Annotated in this window: 16 protein-coding genes and 2 pseudogenes; 7 read left to right on the top strand and 11 right to left on the bottom strand. The window is 38.8% G+C overall.

Translation table 11 applies throughout. The features are described 5' to 3' along the window. Positions 1–271: 271 nt before the first annotated feature. Positions 272–1543, top strand: a complete 1272-nt coding sequence (locus MB09_RS11560; RefSeq protein WP_045081063.1) for a DEAD/DEAH box helicase — start codon at positions 272–274, stop codon at positions 1541–1543. Positions 1544–1907: 364 nt separating this feature from the next. Here the strand turns inward: MB09_RS11560 and MB09_RS11565 are convergent, their stop codons facing one another. From MB09_RS11565 to MB09_RS11575, 3 genes and pseudogenes are all read right to left on the bottom strand, one after another. Then, on the bottom strand, positions 1908–3860 hold the full coding sequence (locus tag MB09_RS11565) for a heavy metal translocating P-type ATPase (RefSeq protein ID WP_045081064.1): 1953 nt from the start codon (positions 3858–3860) through the stop codon (positions 1908–1910). A gap of 255 nt (positions 3861–4115) precedes the next feature. Continuing rightward, positions 4116–4238 (bottom strand): annotated as a pseudogene (locus tag MB09_RS16440) (helix-turn-helix transcriptional regulator); the annotation flags it as partial. Positions 4239–4427: 189 nt separating this feature from the next. Then, the gene (locus tag MB09_RS11575) at positions 4428–5342 is read right to left on the bottom strand and encodes a DUF6263 family protein (RefSeq protein ID WP_131459902.1); all 915 of its coding nucleotides are present in this window, start codon (positions 5340–5342) and stop codon (positions 4428–4430) included. 197 nt (positions 5343–5539) lie between these two features. On the opposite strand from MB09_RS11575, the gene MB09_RS11580 reads away from it, so the two are divergent. After that, a complete protein-coding gene (locus MB09_RS11580) occupies positions 5540–6589 on the top strand; it encodes an IS110 family RNA-guided transposase (RefSeq protein WP_045081067.1) in 1050 nt (349 codons plus the stop codon). A gap of 373 nt (positions 6590–6962) precedes the next feature. Here MB09_RS11580 and MB09_RS11585 read toward each other — a convergent pair whose 3' ends face one another. The 3 genes from MB09_RS11585 to MB09_RS11595 are packed head-to-tail and all read right to left on the bottom strand — an operon-like array spanning position 6963 to position 8508. Continuing rightward, the gene (locus tag MB09_RS11585) at positions 6963–7541 is read right to left on the bottom strand and encodes an NAD(P)H-dependent oxidoreductase (protein WP_045081068.1); all 579 of its coding nucleotides are present in this window, start codon (positions 7539–7541) and stop codon (positions 6963–6965) included. Positions 7542–7546: 5 nt separating this feature from the next. Further along, the gene (locus tag MB09_RS11590) at positions 7547–7870 is read right to left on the bottom strand and encodes a hypothetical protein (RefSeq protein ID WP_045081069.1); all 324 of its coding nucleotides are present in this window, start codon (positions 7868–7870) and stop codon (positions 7547–7549) included. A gap of 56 nt (positions 7871–7926) precedes the next feature. Continuing rightward, positions 7927–8508 carry a Crp/Fnr family transcriptional regulator gene (locus MB09_RS11595; RefSeq protein ID WP_045081070.1) on the bottom strand — a complete coding sequence of 194 codons (582 nt, stop codon included), beginning with the start codon at positions 8506–8508 and terminating at the stop codon, positions 7927–7929. Between the two features lie 201 nt (positions 8509–8709). On the opposite strand from MB09_RS11595, the gene MB09_RS11600 reads away from it, so the two are divergent. From MB09_RS11600 to MB09_RS11620, 5 genes and pseudogenes are all read left to right on the top strand, one after another. Beyond that, complete coding sequence (locus MB09_RS11600; RefSeq protein WP_131459904.1) at positions 8710–8928, top strand: hypothetical protein; 219 nt, start codon at positions 8710–8712, stop codon at positions 8926–8928. Continuing rightward, positions 8894–9289: pseudogene (locus MB09_RS16445) on the top strand (transposase); the annotation flags it as partial. The gene MB09_RS11600 and the pseudogene MB09_RS16445, both read left to right, overlap by 35 nt. Before the next feature lie 614 nt (positions 9290–9903). Further along, on the top strand, positions 9904–10623 hold the full coding sequence (locus MB09_RS16450) for a putative quinol monooxygenase (RefSeq protein WP_052671367.1): 720 nt from the start codon (positions 9904–9906) through the stop codon (positions 10621–10623). 78 nt (positions 10624–10701) lie between these two features. Next, positions 10702–11565, top strand: coding sequence for a helix-turn-helix domain-containing protein (locus MB09_RS11615; RefSeq protein ID WP_045081073.1), 864 nt, complete (start codon positions 10702–10704; stop codon positions 11563–11565). Between the two features lie 274 nt (positions 11566–11839). Continuing rightward, positions 11840–13390, top strand: a complete 1551-nt coding sequence (locus MB09_RS11620; protein ID WP_045081134.1) for an IS1182 family transposase — start codon at positions 11840–11842, stop codon at positions 13388–13390. Positions 13391–13481: 91 nt separating this feature from the next. On the opposite strand, the gene MB09_RS11625 is transcribed toward MB09_RS11620, so the two are convergent. From MB09_RS11625 to arsB, 5 genes are all read right to left on the bottom strand, one after another. After that, positions 13482–14132: a hypothetical protein gene (locus MB09_RS11625; protein ID WP_045081074.1), complete on the bottom strand. Its 651-nt coding sequence runs from the start codon at positions 14130–14132 to the stop codon at positions 13482–13484. Between the two features lie 63 nt (positions 14133–14195). Further along, entirely contained in the window at positions 14196–14606 is a 411-nt protein-coding gene (locus tag MB09_RS15940) for a tyrosine-type recombinase/integrase (protein ID WP_117624781.1), read from the bottom strand. Positions 14607–14860: 254 nt separating this feature from the next. Next, complete coding sequence (locus tag MB09_RS11635) at positions 14861–15517, bottom strand: hypothetical protein (protein ID WP_045081075.1); 657 nt, start codon at positions 15515–15517, stop codon at positions 14861–14863. A gap of 195 nt (positions 15518–15712) precedes the next feature. After that, positions 15713–16081 (bottom strand): hypothetical protein, encoded by a 369-nt coding sequence (locus tag MB09_RS11640; RefSeq protein ID WP_045081076.1) that lies wholly within the window; start codon positions 16079–16081, stop codon positions 15713–15715. A gap of 27 nt (positions 16082–16108) precedes the next feature. Beyond that, a complete protein-coding gene (gene arsB / locus MB09_RS11645; RefSeq protein WP_045081077.1) occupies positions 16109–17170 on the bottom strand; it encodes an ACR3 family arsenite efflux transporter in 1062 nt (353 codons plus the stop codon). Between the last annotated feature and the right edge of the window lies 1 nt (position 17171).

Raw genomic sequence — 17171 nt, forward strand, 5'->3', positions numbered from 1 at the left:
TTTCTGTAATTCGTGAAATTTAAAAGGTTTTTATAAGAGAAATAAAAGAAAAGTCACCGTGGAGAAAATTAGCCGTACCTTCGCCACTTATTAAAACCGTCTTCTTAGTTTTAATGGTTCTTAAAAAGACCGAAATCTAAAAGCGCCGCGATATACTATCTCCAAGCGCAGCGGTCACAAATAATCAAAATCATATAATACTCATTTTTTTGGTCTCAAGTCTTAGGTCATTCAATCTTAAGTCTTATGTCTAAAATCTAATATCTAAAAAATGTCATTTAAATCCCTTGGGCTGTCCGATGCCCTGCTGAAAGCAATCAGCAAAAAAGGATATGAAACGCCTTCGGCAATTCAACAAAAAGCAATCCCTTTAATCTTGGAACGCAAGGACGTACTCGCTTCCGCCCAAACCGGTAGCGGGAAGACCGCAGGCTTCGCCTTGCCGATGCTCCAAATATTGAACGGCGAACCCGCATTGAGAAAACGCCCCGTTCGCGCCTTGATACTCACCCCCACCCGCGAACTCGCCGCACAGGTGCAGGATGAGTTTAGGGAATACAGCGAATTTACAGACCTCCGCTCCACCGTTATTTTTGGCGGCGTGGGCGCGAACCCACAGATTCGCGCCCTTCGCAACGGCGTGGATATTTTGGTGGCGACCCCGGGCAGATTGCTCGATTTGGAAAACCAAAATGCGCTCTCCCTTTCAAAAGTAGAAATCCTTGTTTTGGACGAAGCCGACAGAATGCTCGATATGGGCTTTCTACGTGATATTAAAAAGATACTCGCCCTTTTGCCTTCAAAAAGACAGAATTTATTGTTTTCAGCAACCTTTTCAAAGGAAATAAAAAAGCTGGCCAATGAGTTTTTGCAACATCCCGTTTTAGTTGAAGCAACACCGGAAAATACCACGGTTGAAAAAATAGACCAAACCGTTTATAGGGTCGATAAAGCCCAAAAAACAGATTTGATCATAAAGCTTATTTCTGAAGGCAATTGGCAACAGGTTTTGGTTTTTACACGCACCAAACACGGCGCAAACCGTTTGAGCGAAAAACTTGAAAAATCGAAAATTACTTCTGCCGCCATTCACGGCAATAAAAGCCAAGGTGCGCGTACCAGAGCATTGTCCGGATTTAAGGAAGGGAAAGTACGCGTTCTGGTTGCAACCGATATTGCAGCCCGTGGCCTTGATATTCCGTTGTTGCCGCACGTTATCAATTTTGAATTGCCAAACGTTTCCGAAGATTACGTTCACCGCATTGGCCGTACCGGAAGGGCAGGCGCCAGTGGGGAAGCGCTTTCTTTGGTAAGTCTCGATGAGGTTGGCTATTTAAAGGATATTGAAAAGTTGATAGGCGAGCGCCTTCAGCCCAAAACCCTACCAAATTTTCAACCTACAGAAACTATGGCCGACGTAAAAGAAGCAGAGGAAGAAAAGAAACGACAAAAGGCACAGCGCCATAGCCGTGGACGGAATGCCGGCACTAAAGTGAATACCCATTCTAAAAAGAACAGCAATAGAAATAGGGGGAAGAGGTAACCGGTGCTAAAAACTGTACGATACCAAAACATAATCCAAGATACCGCCTCACAAACCTAAAGCATTCTTTTTAACGATTGACAATACCGACCTTCCAAGCCTAAATAAAAGGTACGCCCTTTAAAGCAGCTTGTCCAGCATCGATTTCTAAGAAATTATAGGGTGGTACCAAGGTGTTGTGCACAGAACTGGCATGAGCTGTGTAGTTTCCGATGTTGTTTCAAATGGGTGCTTTGGCAGAGACATATTCCTTTACTTTTTTGGCGATGGGTTGGCTGTAGCCATTGTGGCTATGTATGGTTTGTAGCGTTGGATTTTCTTTTATCGAATATTGAAGTTATGAAAACCTTTTTTATTCAGAAGGTCAATCCCACTTCATTTTCTGTAACCGTACCGCGTTTAAGATTGCTAATAAAGCCACACCAACATCGGCAAAAACTGCTTCCCACATTGTTGCTAAACCGCCTGCGCCTAAAATCAGTACAATAACCTTTACGCCAAAGGCCAAGCCTATGTTTTGCCAAACTATTTTACGTGTCGAACGACCTATTTTAATTGCTCTCACAATTTTCGAAGGTTGGTCGGTCTGAATAATTACATCTGCGGTCTCAATCGCCACATCACTTCCTAAACCACCCATAGCAATTCCAACATCACTTGCTGCCAAAACTGGTGCATCGTTAATTCCATCGCCAATGAATGCAATTTTGTTTTTTGGATTTTTCTTTAGAATTTCAACTTCATTCAATTTGTCCTCGGGCAATAATCCGCCCTTGGCTTGCATGATATTTAATTCGGAAGCGACCTTTTGGGTTATGGAATCCTTATCGCCCGAAAGCATCATAATGTTTTCAATTCCTACTTTTTGTAAATTGATTATTGTTACCTTTGCATCGTCTTTCAATTCATCTGCAATTACTACATAGCCTGCAAACTTATTATCTATGGCTACCATAACAATCGATTCTACAATATTTTCCGTTTCCGATAAAACTTCAATATTGTTGGCTGTCATCAACGCTTTATTTCCAACCAAAACAATCTTATTATTTACACTTCCTTTCAAGCCTTTACCGGCAATTTCTGAAACTTCCGTAGCGTAGTAATCGGAACCTTCTGCTTTGTATTCTAAAATAGCTTTTGCGATTGGGTGTGTTGATTGTTCCTCCATCGCCATTAGATATTTCATAAATTCGGTTTCATTCCAACCGATAGCCTTAACTTCTTTAATTTTGAAAACACCTTTGGTAATAGTGCCGGTTTTGTCCATTACCAACATATTTATTTTGGTCATCCCATCGAGAAAAGAAGCTCCTTTAAATAGAATTCCATTCTTGGAAGCAGCTCCTAATCCGCCAAAATACCCCAACGGAATAGAGATAACCAATGCACAAGGACACGATATAACCAAAAATATCAATGCCCGGTACAACCAATCCCTAAAAACGTAATCGTCTACAAAAAAGTAAGGTAAAAAGGTAACTCCTATTGCCAAAAACACAACAATTGGAGTATAAATACGTGCCAACTTTCTAATAAATAATTCAGTTTTTGATTTCCGGGCGGTTGCATTCTGTACCATATCAAGAATTCGGGCAATTGAACTATCCTTAAATTCTTTGGTTGTTTCAATTTCAATTACTCCACCCATATTGATACTTCCGGCAAAGACTTTTTCGCCTTTTGCAATAGTTTCTGGTTTGCTTTCGCCAGTTAAAGCCGCGGCGTTGAATGACCCTTTTTCCGATAGCAAAATACCGTCCAAAGGTATTTTTTCGCCAACACGAACTTGGACTTTTTCACCTATTTCAACCGTTTCAGGATTTACGGAAATATAGTCCCCATTCCGATACACCGAAGCTTCATTTGGTCTTACATCAAGTAAGGCTTTAATATTGGTCTTTGATCGGTTAACCGCTGCATTTTGGAACAATTCTCCCACTGCATAAAATAACATGACTGCAACCCCCTCGGGATATTCGCCAATGATGAATGCACCAATTGTGGCTATTGACATTAGGAAAAACTCCGTAAAAACATCGCCTTTTTTAATGTTTTTCCAACCTTCCCTTAAAACAGGAAATCCAACAGGCAAATATGCAATTGTGTACCAAATAATGCGTAGCCAATCCTTAAAAAAAACAGCATTAAAATAGTCTAATGCAATGCCAATAATCAACATCACAAAACTAATTATTGCTGGAATGTAGGCTTTGAAATTACTGGGTTGACCACTATGGTCGTGACCATCGTCGTGACTATGTGCTGCTTCTGAACTTGGTCTTAAATCTCTTAAGTTGAGTTTCTTTTTCTTCATTTATAATTTAAGTTTGCTAATGAAATTTGGAAAGAAGCAGTTCCTTTATTTTTTAAACGCAAATCTTTTGCATTTTTTTCGATGTAATTTTCTAAAAGCCTACCGCAGGACTACGACTTCCTAAATATAAAATAAAAAAGTAGTCGTAAATTAAAAGATTTGGCGACCCTGCCTACCGGAGGCACAACAGGCAGGCTCGCCAATATGCCAAAACATTGGGTTTGGCACTTGCTTGCTCTATTTTATTATACCTTGTTAGGCAACGTTTTTATCCACGTGTTGCTTTATTTCGCTCAGTTCTTTTTCTTCTTCGATATCAAAATCATTTTGAAGACCGAGCCAGAATTTTGCAGAATTCCCAAAATATTTGCTTAATCGCTAACGTCAAGGGTAAGCATATTTTTGAATGTTTGCAGAATTTTTTTCAAATGTTGCCTAACGTTTGGTATAAACGCAGTAGCGGGATTTACGTATTAAACTTCGGTTTATAACTGACATTAAATTTATAAAATTACTATTGGATTAAGCACTAATCCGCTATTGTGTTGATACTCGTGTTGTGACCAGTTATTCATTCTCCACTATTATTGAACCGACATATTCAAATGGAATTTTTAAGATAATTTCAGATTCTTCTCGCCATTTTTTTTCGTTCATTCCTGAGATACTTTGTTTTATCTCGGATTCTTTAATCCAACCAGTATTTTTGTCAATCTTGAAAGTCGAAGTCATATTTCCGATAGAGTTAAATCTTAATAATTCACCTTTTATTTTTATAAATGAGTTATTGTCATCTGAGATTGTTTTCGATTGGCTATTAATGATAGCAAAGTCTTTGTTTAGTTCCTTTAATACAAATTCATTTTCCATTGTTACGCCAGATACAGTTTCAAGTCTTATTTTATTTTTCCACCTATCTCCTTCTTTAACAGGTGATTTTGGATAGATTGCTGTTAGCATTTCCATTGATCCTTTCATTGCTTTTTCTCCGAAAGATTGTTTTAACATATATATCATTCTTGCTTTTTCAAGCTTAGGTATATCAGGATTGAAACTAAATAGGTTATCAAAGATTTTCTCCATTTTGACTTCTTTAACGATTCCATATTTCATAATAGAAATATAAAAGGGTGATTTCGTCAATTCGTTTAGAAGCAAACTAAGAATATCTGTAGAATCAACTTTTTGAGAGTTCGCTGAGATTTCATTTCCGTTAGTATTCACTTTCAAATACATTGTCAGAAATCTTACTTCTAAATGATAAACGGAATCTATTTTTTCTTTTACCAAGAAACTCATTTTACCCCCATAAGATATATCCGAAATAAATGATTCCCCGTGGAGTTCCTGAGTCATAGTAACCTGGGATTCAGTATCGTGATAATATGATTCTCCTACGGTTAAATTTAACTCTAAAACCTGTGAGAAGGAAAAGCTTATTGTAAATAGTAAAAAAGCTAATAAAAGTATAAGTTTCTTCAAATGTATATTCTTTAATTGGCCATAACGGTCTCGCATAACCTTCAGTTACGGGTTAATATACGCAGACTTTTCGGTTTGGCACAGACGTTAGCAATTCCGAATGGATTCGGACGTAGTCGAATCCGCCGTAATTGCGGTTAGCATCTATGAAAAAGCAGCGAGTCTCGTATCTTTAAAGTTCACCAAAACAATAAGATATGAAATTAGAACCCACTGCCCAACCAAAGTTATACATTGGCATCGACATTCACAAGCGTAGCTGGAAAGTTCATTGCGCCACCGATCTGTTTGGTGGCAAGTCATTCGCTATGCCCCCAAAGCCTGAAGTATTATACGAGTATGTAGCCAAACATTTTCCCGACCATCAGGTTACTACAGCTTATGAAGCAGGTTGTTGCGGCTATTACGCCCACCGTAGTTTTGAGGCATACGGCTGGCATTCCCTAGTAGTGAACCCTGCCGACATCCACCGCAAGGGAAAAGAACGTTTTACCAAGACCGATAAAATAGATGCCCAATTGATAAGTAGAGAGCTTAAGGATGGCAGACTTGAGAGTATTCACGTTCCCCATGTGGAGCGGGAGCAATTGCGCAGTCTTTTCAGAAGAAGGAACGATCTGGTTAAGGATTACAGGCGTATCAAGAGCCTTATAAAAATGCAGTTGCTGTATTTTGGCATTGCTATTCCCGAGGAGTTTGACAATGACCATTGGAGCCACAAGTTCCGCGGTTGGGTGGACGAAGTAGTCTTTGCATATCCATCGGCGCGCGAGACGCTGGACAGCAGGATGCGGAGCTTCAGGTTCATAGACCAGGAGCTGCGCGATGTCTCCACAAAGATGCGCGCCTATTGCCGCAAGCATTACAAGAAGGATTATTATTTATTGAAAAGTATTCCGGGAATAGGCGGGATTGTGGCCTGCGGCATTATCTGCGAGCTTGGCGATCTGCGACGCTTTAACAGCATAAAACATCTTGCGGGCTATGTTGGGCTGGCTCCGGGCATCCACCAGAGTGGCGACAACCAAAAGAGCACGGGCATTACAATGCGCGCCCATAGATTGATGCGAAGTTATTTTATAGAAGCGTCCTGGCAGGCCATCAGGACAGACCCCATAATGCAGGCCTATTACCGCAGGCATTTGGGCAAGAACGTCAAATCAATAATAATCAAGGTGGCCCGTAAATTATTGAACAGGACCTTGGCTGTCATAAAAACAGAAACTCCTTATGCGATAGGGCATTGAATAATAATATAAACAGATAACAAAGCTCACAAAGAAGTATTAAAAGCCTATATCACAAAACAATGTAGGTGGCTGGATTAAATTTAGACCACATCTTTTTAGCAAGTGACCAGGTTTATTATAACTTATAATCATACAGATGCCGGTGACCGCGCTTGGACGATGGATCACATATAGGATGCGGAGCAAGTTATATGGTATTGAAATATTGATAATCCTATCGGAATTATCAACATTCCAACACCCCAAAATCATCATTATGAGATAATTAAAATAAAAATATTATTTTTGAAGAACGGGATTAGTGCTTTTCATAGGATACAGTGTTGGCAAACGTTATTTCTTCACAAGCTTGTATTAATTGTTTCTGTTATTACTTATTCATCTGTCCTAATTTTTCAACTTTATTCAACCATTTTGCTCTAAATTCTTCTGTAGAAAGACGTATAGGTCCAATGGCTGTAATTCGCACTTTTTTTATGCCAATATAATGTAATGTTCCTTTTTTCATCGCATTGTGGCTAGGACTTCTGTAAACCAATTTGTAAAACCAAGCTGGTTGATCCATTGTGCAAATTATTCTGGCAGATTTACCTGTTAGGCATTTATCAGAAAACAATGAATTTTCTCTTTTTTTAAATGCAAATCCTGGAAGTAAAATCCGGTCTAAAAAACCTTTCATTATTGCTGGTACAGAGCTCCACCAAACAGGATAAACCCAAACTATATGGTCTGCCCATTTTATTTTATCCTGTGCATCTAGTAAATCGGGTTCTAATTCGGTTCGTTTTCTGTAGCCAAATTCTAGGTTTGGGTTGAAGGTTAATTCTCGGATATTAATTTCTTTTATTTCAGCATTTGATTTTTCAGCACCTTTTTTATAGGCTTCTGAAAGTCCAAAACTAAAGCTTTCCTTGTCAGGATGCCCATTTATAATGAGTATTTTCTTCATCTATTTTAGAAATATTTTTTGATTTTTGATTCAAATTGTGTTCCTGATAAATTTTCTATTTTGAAGAATTTATAGAGGATAAAAGTGGTAGGAACGGTTAAAAAGAAGCTGCAAATTGCAAAAGTGGCAATGCTACAGAGCACAGCTAAGATTTGTGAACCAAGTTCTCCCATATAATTTTCTGTGATGAAAAAAAGATAGGTAGCTTCTGAATAGTCGTAAAAGCGAACGGTGGTTTCGTAGATTAACCAAGCAGGATAAAACCATTTTCTAATAGATACCCACCATTTTCCCCAAATTGATGTTAGTTGTGTATTTTGTTCTCCCATTTGTAATTATTTATTGCAAAGGTCAAACTAAAGGAAGCGGTATCATTTGATATAGATCAAATTCGGTTTTTGGGGTTTCTTATTCTACTCAAAGTTTCAAGCGTAATGCCTAAATAAGAAGCAATATGAGTAAGCGGAATTCTGTTTGTTATGTCAGGATAAATGGCTAAAAGGTGTTTGTATCGTTCCTCGGCTTTATTGAACTGAATGGTATACAATCTTTCGCACAAACCTAACATAGTTTCGGTTACTACTTTGCTTATAAAACGTTCAAAATCGTGATATTTATCAGTAAGTATATCAACAGTATCTTTTGAAAACTCAATTACTGTTGAATCTTCAATGAACTCAATATAATGAGGGCTCGGCTCTTTGCTGAAAAAACTCACTACTGAAGCCATAATCTGATTTTCAAAAGTAAACCAGTCAGAAATGTCCTTTCCGTCTTTTAGATAATAGGCTCTAGAACAACCTTGCACAATTAGATATCCTTTTTTAGAAAATTGTCCTTCACGAACCACAATTTCCCCTTTTTTAAACGTGCTAATTTTTGAATTGGCAATAAATTCCTCTTGGCATTCAATGGATATTGGTGAATAAGTTTCTCCAATTTCATTTAAGATTTTTTCAATATTCATTTTTTATGGACTACAATTCTTTGGTTTGGAACAGAGGTTCGTTTTAATGTTTGCCAACGGTTTGTGTATGAGCAGTAGCGGCTTTTGCGAGTTGGCTTTGCACGAGCTATTGCTTATACACCTTGTGCCTGTTGCACAACCACCTCTTCAAATATAGCAAAAGGCTTGTATAAAATTGAGAAGTTTATTAATTTCATGCCTATGCAAGGCAAGAAAAACTATCAGGAAAAACTCTTCACAAGCTTTAAGCTAAGTGACAGGGTTTCAAAAGAAAATTTTTACCGACGGCTAAAAGAAGTTCTAGACCTGGACTTTCTTTACCCGCTCACCAATAAGTTCTATGGACAAAGTGGGCAAAAAAGCATAGACCCCGTGGTCTTTTTAGGGAAAGAAAGTAACCTTCCGCAAGCAGAAACTTGAAAAAGGCACATTAAAGGATAATTATTTTACAAAACGAAGTGATTGCAAGGGATGTCCCATCAAAGAAAGCTGTATAGGTAAAAGCCACGAAAAGCGGATCAATATCACTGCTTACCGGGAAGAATATGAACGCAACATAGCGAGAATGAAAAGCCCCACTGGTCGGTATCTAAAAAGCAAACGGCAAAGCACCGTGGAGCCTGTCTTTGGAACCCTCAAGGAGTTTATGGGGCTTCGCAAGGTCAATACCATTGGCATTAAACAGGCCAACAAATGCATGCACCTCTCGGCGATGGCCTACAACCTCAAGAAATACCTCAAGTTTATCCAAAAACGCGCAAAGAGCGGGGCGGAAAGCCTTGTTTTATATTTTTTACCAAAAATAGTGCTTCAGAATGTAGCAAGGCATTTTTAAAAGCACCAAATTTGGTTCATTCTCAAGCCTGACCAAAAAAGCAAGGCCGCTTAAAACGGCTTATATTGGTTCAGGTTTAAAAAATTAAGGGGTTGTGCAACGGTTACCGATGTTGGCAGTAGTTATGATTTAAGCCGAGATATTGCAAAAAAGCAGTTAGAATGTGAAGAAAATTGCATTAAACAAGTAATTAAACAATACACAGGTAAAGAACTCACTTTAGAAGATGCCCCAAAAGTACAGAGAGCTTTTCACATAAACGACAGTAGCAAATATATACTTGCTTATGATGGTGTTCAATTAGGTATGATTAGGTATATAAACGATGGTTGCAATTTTCGTGTAGAGTTTACGCCAAATGAATTTCAGTTTTAATTACTACCAACGTTTAGTATATGAAGCGTAGCGCCCGAATGGGGGCTATGATTTCATATACAGTGTTATGAGCTTTTTTACATTCTTCATTGTCACTGGAAAATTGTCCATGCTTAAGTCTCTTATCTCCATTCCAAGGCCCCTTATTTAGTTCTACATTTGCAGTGTAACAAAAATAAGTCAAAATGAAATTTAAAAGTTTAATCAAATTAAGTAGCCTAGTTCTAATTCTAGGGATAACAATTCAAACATTTTCTCAATCTAAAAAAAGTAATATTATGGACAACACAAAAAATGAAAAAATCGGATTATTAGTAATCATGAAAGCGAAAGAAGGTAAGGAGCAAGAAGTGAAAGAGTTTCTTCTAGGTGGTTTATCATTGGTAAATGCAGAACCAAAAACTGAATCTTGGTTTGCATTTCAAATAGATGAACAAACTTTCGGAATTTATGACACATTTGAAGCTGAAGAAGGCAGACAGGCACACTTAAAAGGAGAAGTGGCAAAAGCCTTATTGGCCAATGCTGGAGGTCTTTTAGAAGGTTTTGATTCTAGCAGAGACATTAAGACCGTTGATGTTCAAGCAAGTAATCATAAAGTGGGTAATCAGAATAACGGATTGTTGGTGATTATGAAAGCCAAAGAAGGAAAGACATCTGCAGTGGAGGATTTCTTACAAGCGGGCAAGTCATTGGTAAGTTCTGAGCCTGCAACTTTATCATGGTATGCTTTTAAAATCAATGAAGAAACCTATGCCATTTTTGATACGTTTGCAGATGACGCTGGCAGAGATGCTCATTTGACAGGGAAAGTAGCAGCAGCGTTGATGGAGAATGCGCCTGTAATTTTGGAAGGCTTTGATGCTTCAGCAATTCAAAAAATTAACATTCTAGCTTCAAAATAAATATTTGATTTAAGAAAGGAGTGCTTTTGGTACTCCTTTTTTTTTAAAAATTTGAATAAGTTAAAAAATAAATTTAGTATGGCCCAAATAATTATAGACAAACAAAACGGGGAACTTGCGTTTAGATTAGAAGAGTTCAACGACCTAAGCCAGTTTGATCATTTACAAAGAAGAAATTATTATTCTATCGTTTTGTTATGTGGAATTAGCTATGAACTAAGCGTTGATTTTCAAAGTTTTAAATTGCAAGGAAATCAAATGATTTGTTTGGCTCCGTATCAACCTTTCATGATACGTTCTGAAGAAAAGTGTCAGGGTTATTTATTGAATTTTCATCCCGATTTTTTTTGTACATATAGACATCAAAACGAAATAGAGACCGAGGGATTCCTTTTTAATAATTTCCATGGTTTACCCTATTTTACTGTAAACGAGCAAAGCCTATTTCTTAATTTGATTGATCAAATTTCGAAAGAGATGGACAAAGACTCAATCGCTCAGCATGAAGTTCTTGTGGCATATTTAAAAGTGTTTTTAATAGAAGCGGTCAGACATAAGAAACAATTTGATCAACAATTAACTCCCAGATTGTCAGATTCAAAAACAGAAATTTTACAAAATTTAGTCGATGCAATTGAGAGTAATTATTGCAAATTCCATTCTCCCCAAGAATACGCAGATGAACTATGTGTAAGTACTAAAACTTTAGCCAGTATCGTCAAGAAATATCTCAATCAAACGACTTCATCCTTAATTTCAAATAGGATCATTATTGAGGCGAAACGAGAACTTTATCTAACTTCTAAACCAGTGAAACAAGTTGCTGCTTTTTTAGGTTTTGACGATGAATTCTATTTTAGTCGTTTTTTTAAAAAGAAGGTAGGAGTATCGCCTGATATTTATCGTAAGACAGTTGGTTTTGCTAAATTAGAGTCAAATTAATTACTCACAACGGCTCCGTATATGAAAAGTAGCGCTGAAAATAAGCGGTTTCTTTTCGGATGAAACACAAGCCGAATTTTTAAATTTTACTATTTATTTTTTACTTGGAAAATCGTCAAATTTAAAAATTTGGCGACTTTCCTGAAATGCCCAAGACTACGTGTTAACAACGACTTGCGCTATTTTTTATATACATTGTGCCTGTTGCACAACCACCTCTTCAAATATAGCAAAAGGCTTGTATAAAATTGAGAAGTTTATTAATTTCATGCCTATGCAAGGCAAGAAAAACTATCAGGAAAAACTCTTCACAAGCTTTAAGCTAAGCGACAGGGGTTCAAAAGAAAATTTTTACCGACGGCTAAAAGAAGTTCTAGACCTGGACTTTCTTTACCCGCTCACCAATAAGTTCTATGGACAAAGTGGGCAAAAGAGCATAGACCCCGTGGTCTTTTTTAAGATATGCCTGGTGGGCTATCTGGAAAACATAACCACAGACCGTGGCCTAATGGATCACTGCAGTATGCGCATGGACATCCTTTATTTTCTGGACTATGATATTGACGAGCCTTTACCTTGGCACAGCACCATCAGCCGCACACGGCAACTTTTCCCGGAAGATATTTTTGAAGAAGTCTTTACCCGTGTTTTGAAATTGTGCATACAAGCCGGTCTGGTAAGCGGCCATACCCAGGCCATCGATTCAGCTCCTGTAAAGGCCAATGCCTCGATGGACAGTCTTGAGATCAAAGTGCCGGCAGATGAACTTGAAGAACACCTTTCCAAAGTGCGCGTACAGAGCAGCAGGGACAGAAAGGCCAAAGAGAACAAAGCGCCTAAAGAACAACAAGAAATAACGGCCAGTAAAAAAGAATTACAGGAGATCAAGAGCCGTAACAAAAGATGGAGCGAAGACCAGGATATGCGCCCGGGAGCCAAGAACAAAGGCAGCCGTTACACCAGCAACAAAACCCATTATAGTCCTACCGATCCCGATTCCAGAATAAGTGTCAAGCCCGGGAAAGCAAGAAAGCTCAACTACCTGTGCAACATAAGCGTAGATACCGGGGGCCACGTGATTACCGATGTGCAGGCTTACCACGCCGATAAGAAAGACAACCAGTATTTGCAGGACACCGTGGCAAGACTTAACAGGCGATTGAGAAAGGAGGGAATGATTTGGGAGCACCTCTTGGCAGACACCGGCTACAGCAGTGGGGAGAACTATGCCTATCTGGAAGCCAAGGGCATTAAAAGCTACATTCCGCCCCACGGAACTTACAAAGGCGGCCCCGAAGACTTTAAATATATAAAAGAAGGTAACTACTGGCTGTGCCCACAGGGAAAGAAAGTAACCTTCCGCAAGCAGAAACTTGAAAAAGGCACATTAAAGGATAATTATTTTACAAAACGAAGTGATTGCAAGGGATGTCCCATCAAAGAAAGCTGTATAGGTAAAAGCCACGAGAAGCGGATCAATATCACTGCTTACCGGGAAGAATATGAACGCAACATAGCGAGAATAAAAAGCCCCACTGGTCGGTATCTAAAAAGCAAACGGCAAAGCACCGTGGAGCCTGTCTTTGGAACCCTCAAGGAGTTTATGGGGCTTCGCAAGGTCAATACCATTGGCATCAAACAGGCCAACAAATGCATGCACCTCTCGGCAATGGCCTACAACCTCAAGAAATACCTCAAGTTCGTCCAAAAACGCGCAAAGAGCGGGGCGGAAAGCCTTTTCTTGTGTTTTTTGCCAAAAACAGTGCTCCAGAATGTAGCATGGCATTTTTTAAGAGGACCAAATCTGGTTCCTACTCAAGCCTGACCAAAAAAGCAAGGCCGCTTAAAACCGCTTATATTGGTTCAGATCTAAAAAAATTAAGGGGTTGTGCAACGGTTACCATTGTTATCTCTTGTTATTTTTCGGTCAGTTGGTTAATTGGATAAACTAATTTTTCATTTTTAATATAGTTTTCTGCCTTTAAATCATTAATTGATATAATTAGTTCCGTATTCTTATAAGAATCCAGCTTAATGGTTTTAATATGGTTATTATACTTTAAAACCAATGGACTATCAATTGTTTCAATAGTAAATTCCCAATTTTCCTCAAATGGCGGAACTAAACAAATTAATTTATTATTTTGATATACGGACAAATCATAAAATGTTTCGAAATTCTTACTAACCTTAATTATGCTTTTTTGTTCATTTGTTTCTTCTTCTAAAGTTCGTATGACTAATCTTTCGATAGGATTTTCATCCGTAAGATTTAGAACTAAATTTTGTGCGTCATATTCATAAAAACCATAACTCTGGTGAATCACAGCTGAAATTCGAACTCCGCATATTTCCCTTCCATCCTCCGTTGTTCCAATTATATTCGTACTATCAGGGTAGTTTACTTTTTCAATTACTTCAAATAAAACTCTATTATTTGGCAATAGTTTAATTGTTTTTCCATCACGAGTTTCCAGAATTTTGATTTCAGCAGAATCTTGACTGAAGTTGTTTTGGCTACAAATCAATCCTATTACTAAAATTATATTCCCAAGGTGCTTTTTCATAATAAGAGATAACATGTGTATATACGACATGCCTATTGCTGCTATCCCGCACATGTGCGCATGTCATGTGTTCTGTGATTTATCAAATGTAACCGATTCATACAAAGTATCCAAAGGACTCTTTAAAGTTTTGTTGTTAATGCCTATAACTCTGGTGTAAACCTCAGTTGTTTTTGTGCTGGCGTGGCCTAGGGCACTTTGTATGTAGCGGATGTTCACCCCGCGCTCCATAAGGTGTGTGGCAAAACTGTGCCGAAGCGTGTGCGGCGTGCTCCACGGATTTGAATTGGTGGCTTTCACCGCACTTCTAAAAATACTCTGTATACTTTTGGAAGAATACTGCCCCCCATCCTGGCCTTCAAACAACCAGTAAGCGGGTTTAAATTGCTTGTAATATTGTCGCAAGAGTACCAGGAGCACAGGGCTCAATACCGTATGCCGGTCGCGCTTGCCCTTACTGTCTTTTATAAAAATGTAGCCATCATCCCTTCAAATATCCCTTCCCTTAAACGCAAAACATCTCCCCCTCGCAACCTCCTATACTGTATTGAAATATTGAGTATTTAAAATTATTTGTGATTTGGAATTTGTGATTTGGAATTTGGAATTTGGAATTTGGAATTTGGGATTTGGGATTTGGGATTTGGGATTGGAATTTGGAATTTGGGGATTTGGGATTTGGAATTTGTGATTTGGAATTTGTGATTTGTAATTTAAAAATCACCCCTTCAACTCATATATACCCCTAAAACCTCAATCCCAACCGCATCCTTGCCAAAATTTGCATATTCCTCTTCCCCCAGGACCTCCATAAACCGTAAACCCAAAACAGGTATATACTGTAGTCCTTCTTCTTTTGTGGGTCCCCCCTCAAGTGTTTGCACTAATCTTTCAGACCGATCCTCCTTGGATCTCCTAAGGATAGGAGCCTCATAAGTAACAAAGGTATTGGTAGCTGCATCGTAAACAAGCAGGCAATAGAATAGCTCAAAGTGGGTGGCGCCTTTGGGAAATTTGGCAGCGGCAGGATTAAATCTTGCCCACTCCAATGAAAAATCCAAGGCGTCGATCCTCGGATTTCCAAAATGCTGCCGTATGCCTGCCTTCGGCGTAAATACGAATTCCCGTAGTAACTGCTGTCCCTTTAGCGTTTTTAACCCTTGCCCTACATTTCTGGATCCGGGGACGGAATCTTTATCAAGCGCCTTGATTTTCAGGAATAATTGCATCAGGCGTTGGTGCAGGCTGCCGTCATTTAAATGGCAAAGAATAGGATGTAGCGAAATCTTGAATTCCTTGACAAATACGCTACACAATGTTAATTCTTCGCTGTTCTTGTAAATCCGGGGATTTTTTTTATTATTTTCGTAGTTAAATCCTCCCATAATTACCACTTGTTGGTTTCTAATATAAATTTAGAAACATTTTCTCTCAAAAACAAGTGTTTCAAGCCGACACCATGCCGACTGCAAGCCGACCGTAAGCCGACTTATGCCGACTCCATGCCGACTATACTTCATATATACCCCATAGATACTTCCTATTTGCCTCCAGTTTGCCCGTCCCAGGACTCACATCCTTTATACGGCGCGCCGCTGTTTTACTATTTGTACTCCGAGGGCAATAGCGTACATAGCGGCTGCAAAAAACCAGACATAGGTAATTTTTCCCTTCCCCATCACATAATAATCAAAAGCCGTACTTGCAGCCACAAGTATATTGAGGCCGAGTATAGTGTAGTTCAGTCTTAAGTATTTTTTTGGGGAAAGTTTGCCCAGTACCATAAATAGGTTAAAAACTGCTGTTACAAATTGAAGCATTGCCAGCCCAGTCTTGCCATCCTCCACTAGGCCCAGTCCGCCAATAAAAAAGATAAAGGCATTCAGCAAAAAACTGAACCTGAATATTTTGGCTTTTAGTTTTGGATTCATTAAGCCAAAATAAAACATTTTTTTCACTCAAATTCAAAACTTAAATCAGGAATGTGGTTTAAGTGTTTCTTTTGTGAAATATTTCTTCCGTAGCCAAAAAGAAACCCGCACCAATAAAATTAAAGCTGGAACTTCTACCAATGGGCCAATTACCCCCGTAAAAGCTTGCCCGGAATTTAATCCGAAAACGGCAATGGCCACTGCAATGGCCAATTCAAAATTGTTGCCGGCCGCCGTAAAGGCAACCGCTGCAGTTTTGTCGTAGGTTGTCCCCATCGCTTTTGTAACGAAAAATCCAATAAGGAACATCAATGCAAAATAAATAAGCAAGGGCACGGCGATAATCAAAACATCCATGGGTATTTGCACAATTAATTCACCTTTTAGGGAAAACATGACTACGATGGTAAACAAAAGCGCAATCAGGGTTATGGGAGAAATTGTGGGAATAAATCTCTGATTGTACCACACTTCGCCTTTAAATTTCACTAAAATAAGCCTGCTCAATATTCCCATTACAAACGGAATCCCCAGATAAATGGCAACACTCTCGGCTATGGTTGCTATGGAAATATCAACAATGGCGCCCTCAAACCCGAAATAGGGCGGAAGCACCGTAATAAAAAGCCAAGCGTAAAAACTATAGGCAAAAACCTGGAAAATACTATTCAGCGCAACCAAACCGGCACCGTATTCACTGCTACCTTCGGCCAGGTCGTTCCAAACCAAAACCATGGCGATGCAACGCGCCAGACCAATCAAAATAAGTCCGACCATATATTCTGGATAATCGCTTAAAAAGATAATTGCCAGAATAAACATCAACACAGGACCAATAATCCAATTGAGAACAAGCGAAATGGAAAGGATTTTTGTATTCCGGAAAACCTTTGGCAATAGTGCGTAATTCACCTTTGCCAAGGGCGGATACATCATTAATATCAAACCAATGGCTATGGGAATGTTTGTACTGCCACTATTAAAGGAATTCAGAAACTCTGGAAAATTAGGCGCGAAATAACCTATGCCAACGCCCAAGGCCATCGCTATGAAAATCCAAAGAGTAAGATAACTGTCGAGAAAACTTAATTTTTTAGTTGAAGCCATT

It is taken from the genome of Aequorivita vladivostokensis (assembly GCF_000952855.1).
Lineage (GTDB): Bacteria > Bacteroidota > Bacteroidia > Flavobacteriales > Flavobacteriaceae > Aequorivita > Aequorivita vladivostokensis.

What these genes read in the sequence shown, in the direction of transcription:
- MB09_RS11560 (WP_045081063.1), top strand. Translation starts at nt 272, where the DNA reads ATGTCATTTAAATCCCTTGGGCTGTCCGATGCCCTGCTGAAAGCAATC.
- MB09_RS11565 (WP_045081064.1), bottom strand. Translation starts at nt 3,860, where the DNA reads ATGAAGAAAAAGAAACTCAACTTAAGAGATTTAAGACCAAGTTCAGAA.
- MB09_RS11580 (WP_045081067.1), top strand. Translation starts at nt 5,540, where the DNA reads ATGAAATTAGAACCCACTGCCCAACCAAAGTTATACATTGGCATCGAC.
- MB09_RS11585 (WP_045081068.1), bottom strand. Translation starts at nt 7,541, where the DNA reads ATGAAGAAAATACTCATTATAAATGGGCATCCTGACAAGGAAAGCTTT.
- MB09_RS11590 (WP_045081069.1), bottom strand. Translation starts at nt 7,870, where the DNA reads ATGGGAGAACAAAATACACAACTAACATCAATTTGGGGAAAATGGTGG.
- MB09_RS11595 (WP_045081070.1), bottom strand. Translation starts at nt 8,508, where the DNA reads ATGAATATTGAAAAAATCTTAAATGAAATTGGAGAAACTTATTCACCA.
- MB09_RS11600 (WP_131459904.1), top strand. Translation starts at nt 8,710, where the DNA reads ATGCAAGGCAAGAAAAACTATCAGGAAAAACTCTTCACAAGCTTTAAG.
- MB09_RS16450 (WP_052671367.1), top strand. Translation starts at nt 9,904, where the DNA reads ATGAAATTTAAAAGTTTAATCAAATTAAGTAGCCTAGTTCTAATTCTA.
- MB09_RS11615 (WP_045081073.1), top strand. Translation starts at nt 10,702, where the DNA reads ATGGCCCAAATAATTATAGACAAACAAAACGGGGAACTTGCGTTTAGA.
- MB09_RS11620 (WP_045081134.1), top strand. Translation starts at nt 11,840, where the DNA reads ATGCAAGGCAAGAAAAACTATCAGGAAAAACTCTTCACAAGCTTTAAG.
- MB09_RS11625 (WP_045081074.1), bottom strand. Translation starts at nt 14,132, where the DNA reads ATGAAAAAGCACCTTGGGAATATAATTTTAGTAATAGGATTGATTTGT.
- MB09_RS11635 (WP_045081075.1), bottom strand. Translation starts at nt 15,517, where the DNA reads ATGGGAGGATTTAACTACGAAAATAATAAAAAAAATCCCCGGATTTAC.
- MB09_RS11640 (WP_045081076.1), bottom strand. Translation starts at nt 16,081, where the DNA reads ATGTTTTATTTTGGCTTAATGAATCCAAAACTAAAAGCCAAAATATTC.
- arsB (WP_045081077.1), bottom strand. Translation starts at nt 17,170, where the DNA reads ATGGCTTCAACTAAAAAATTAAGTTTTCTCGACAGTTATCTTACTCTT.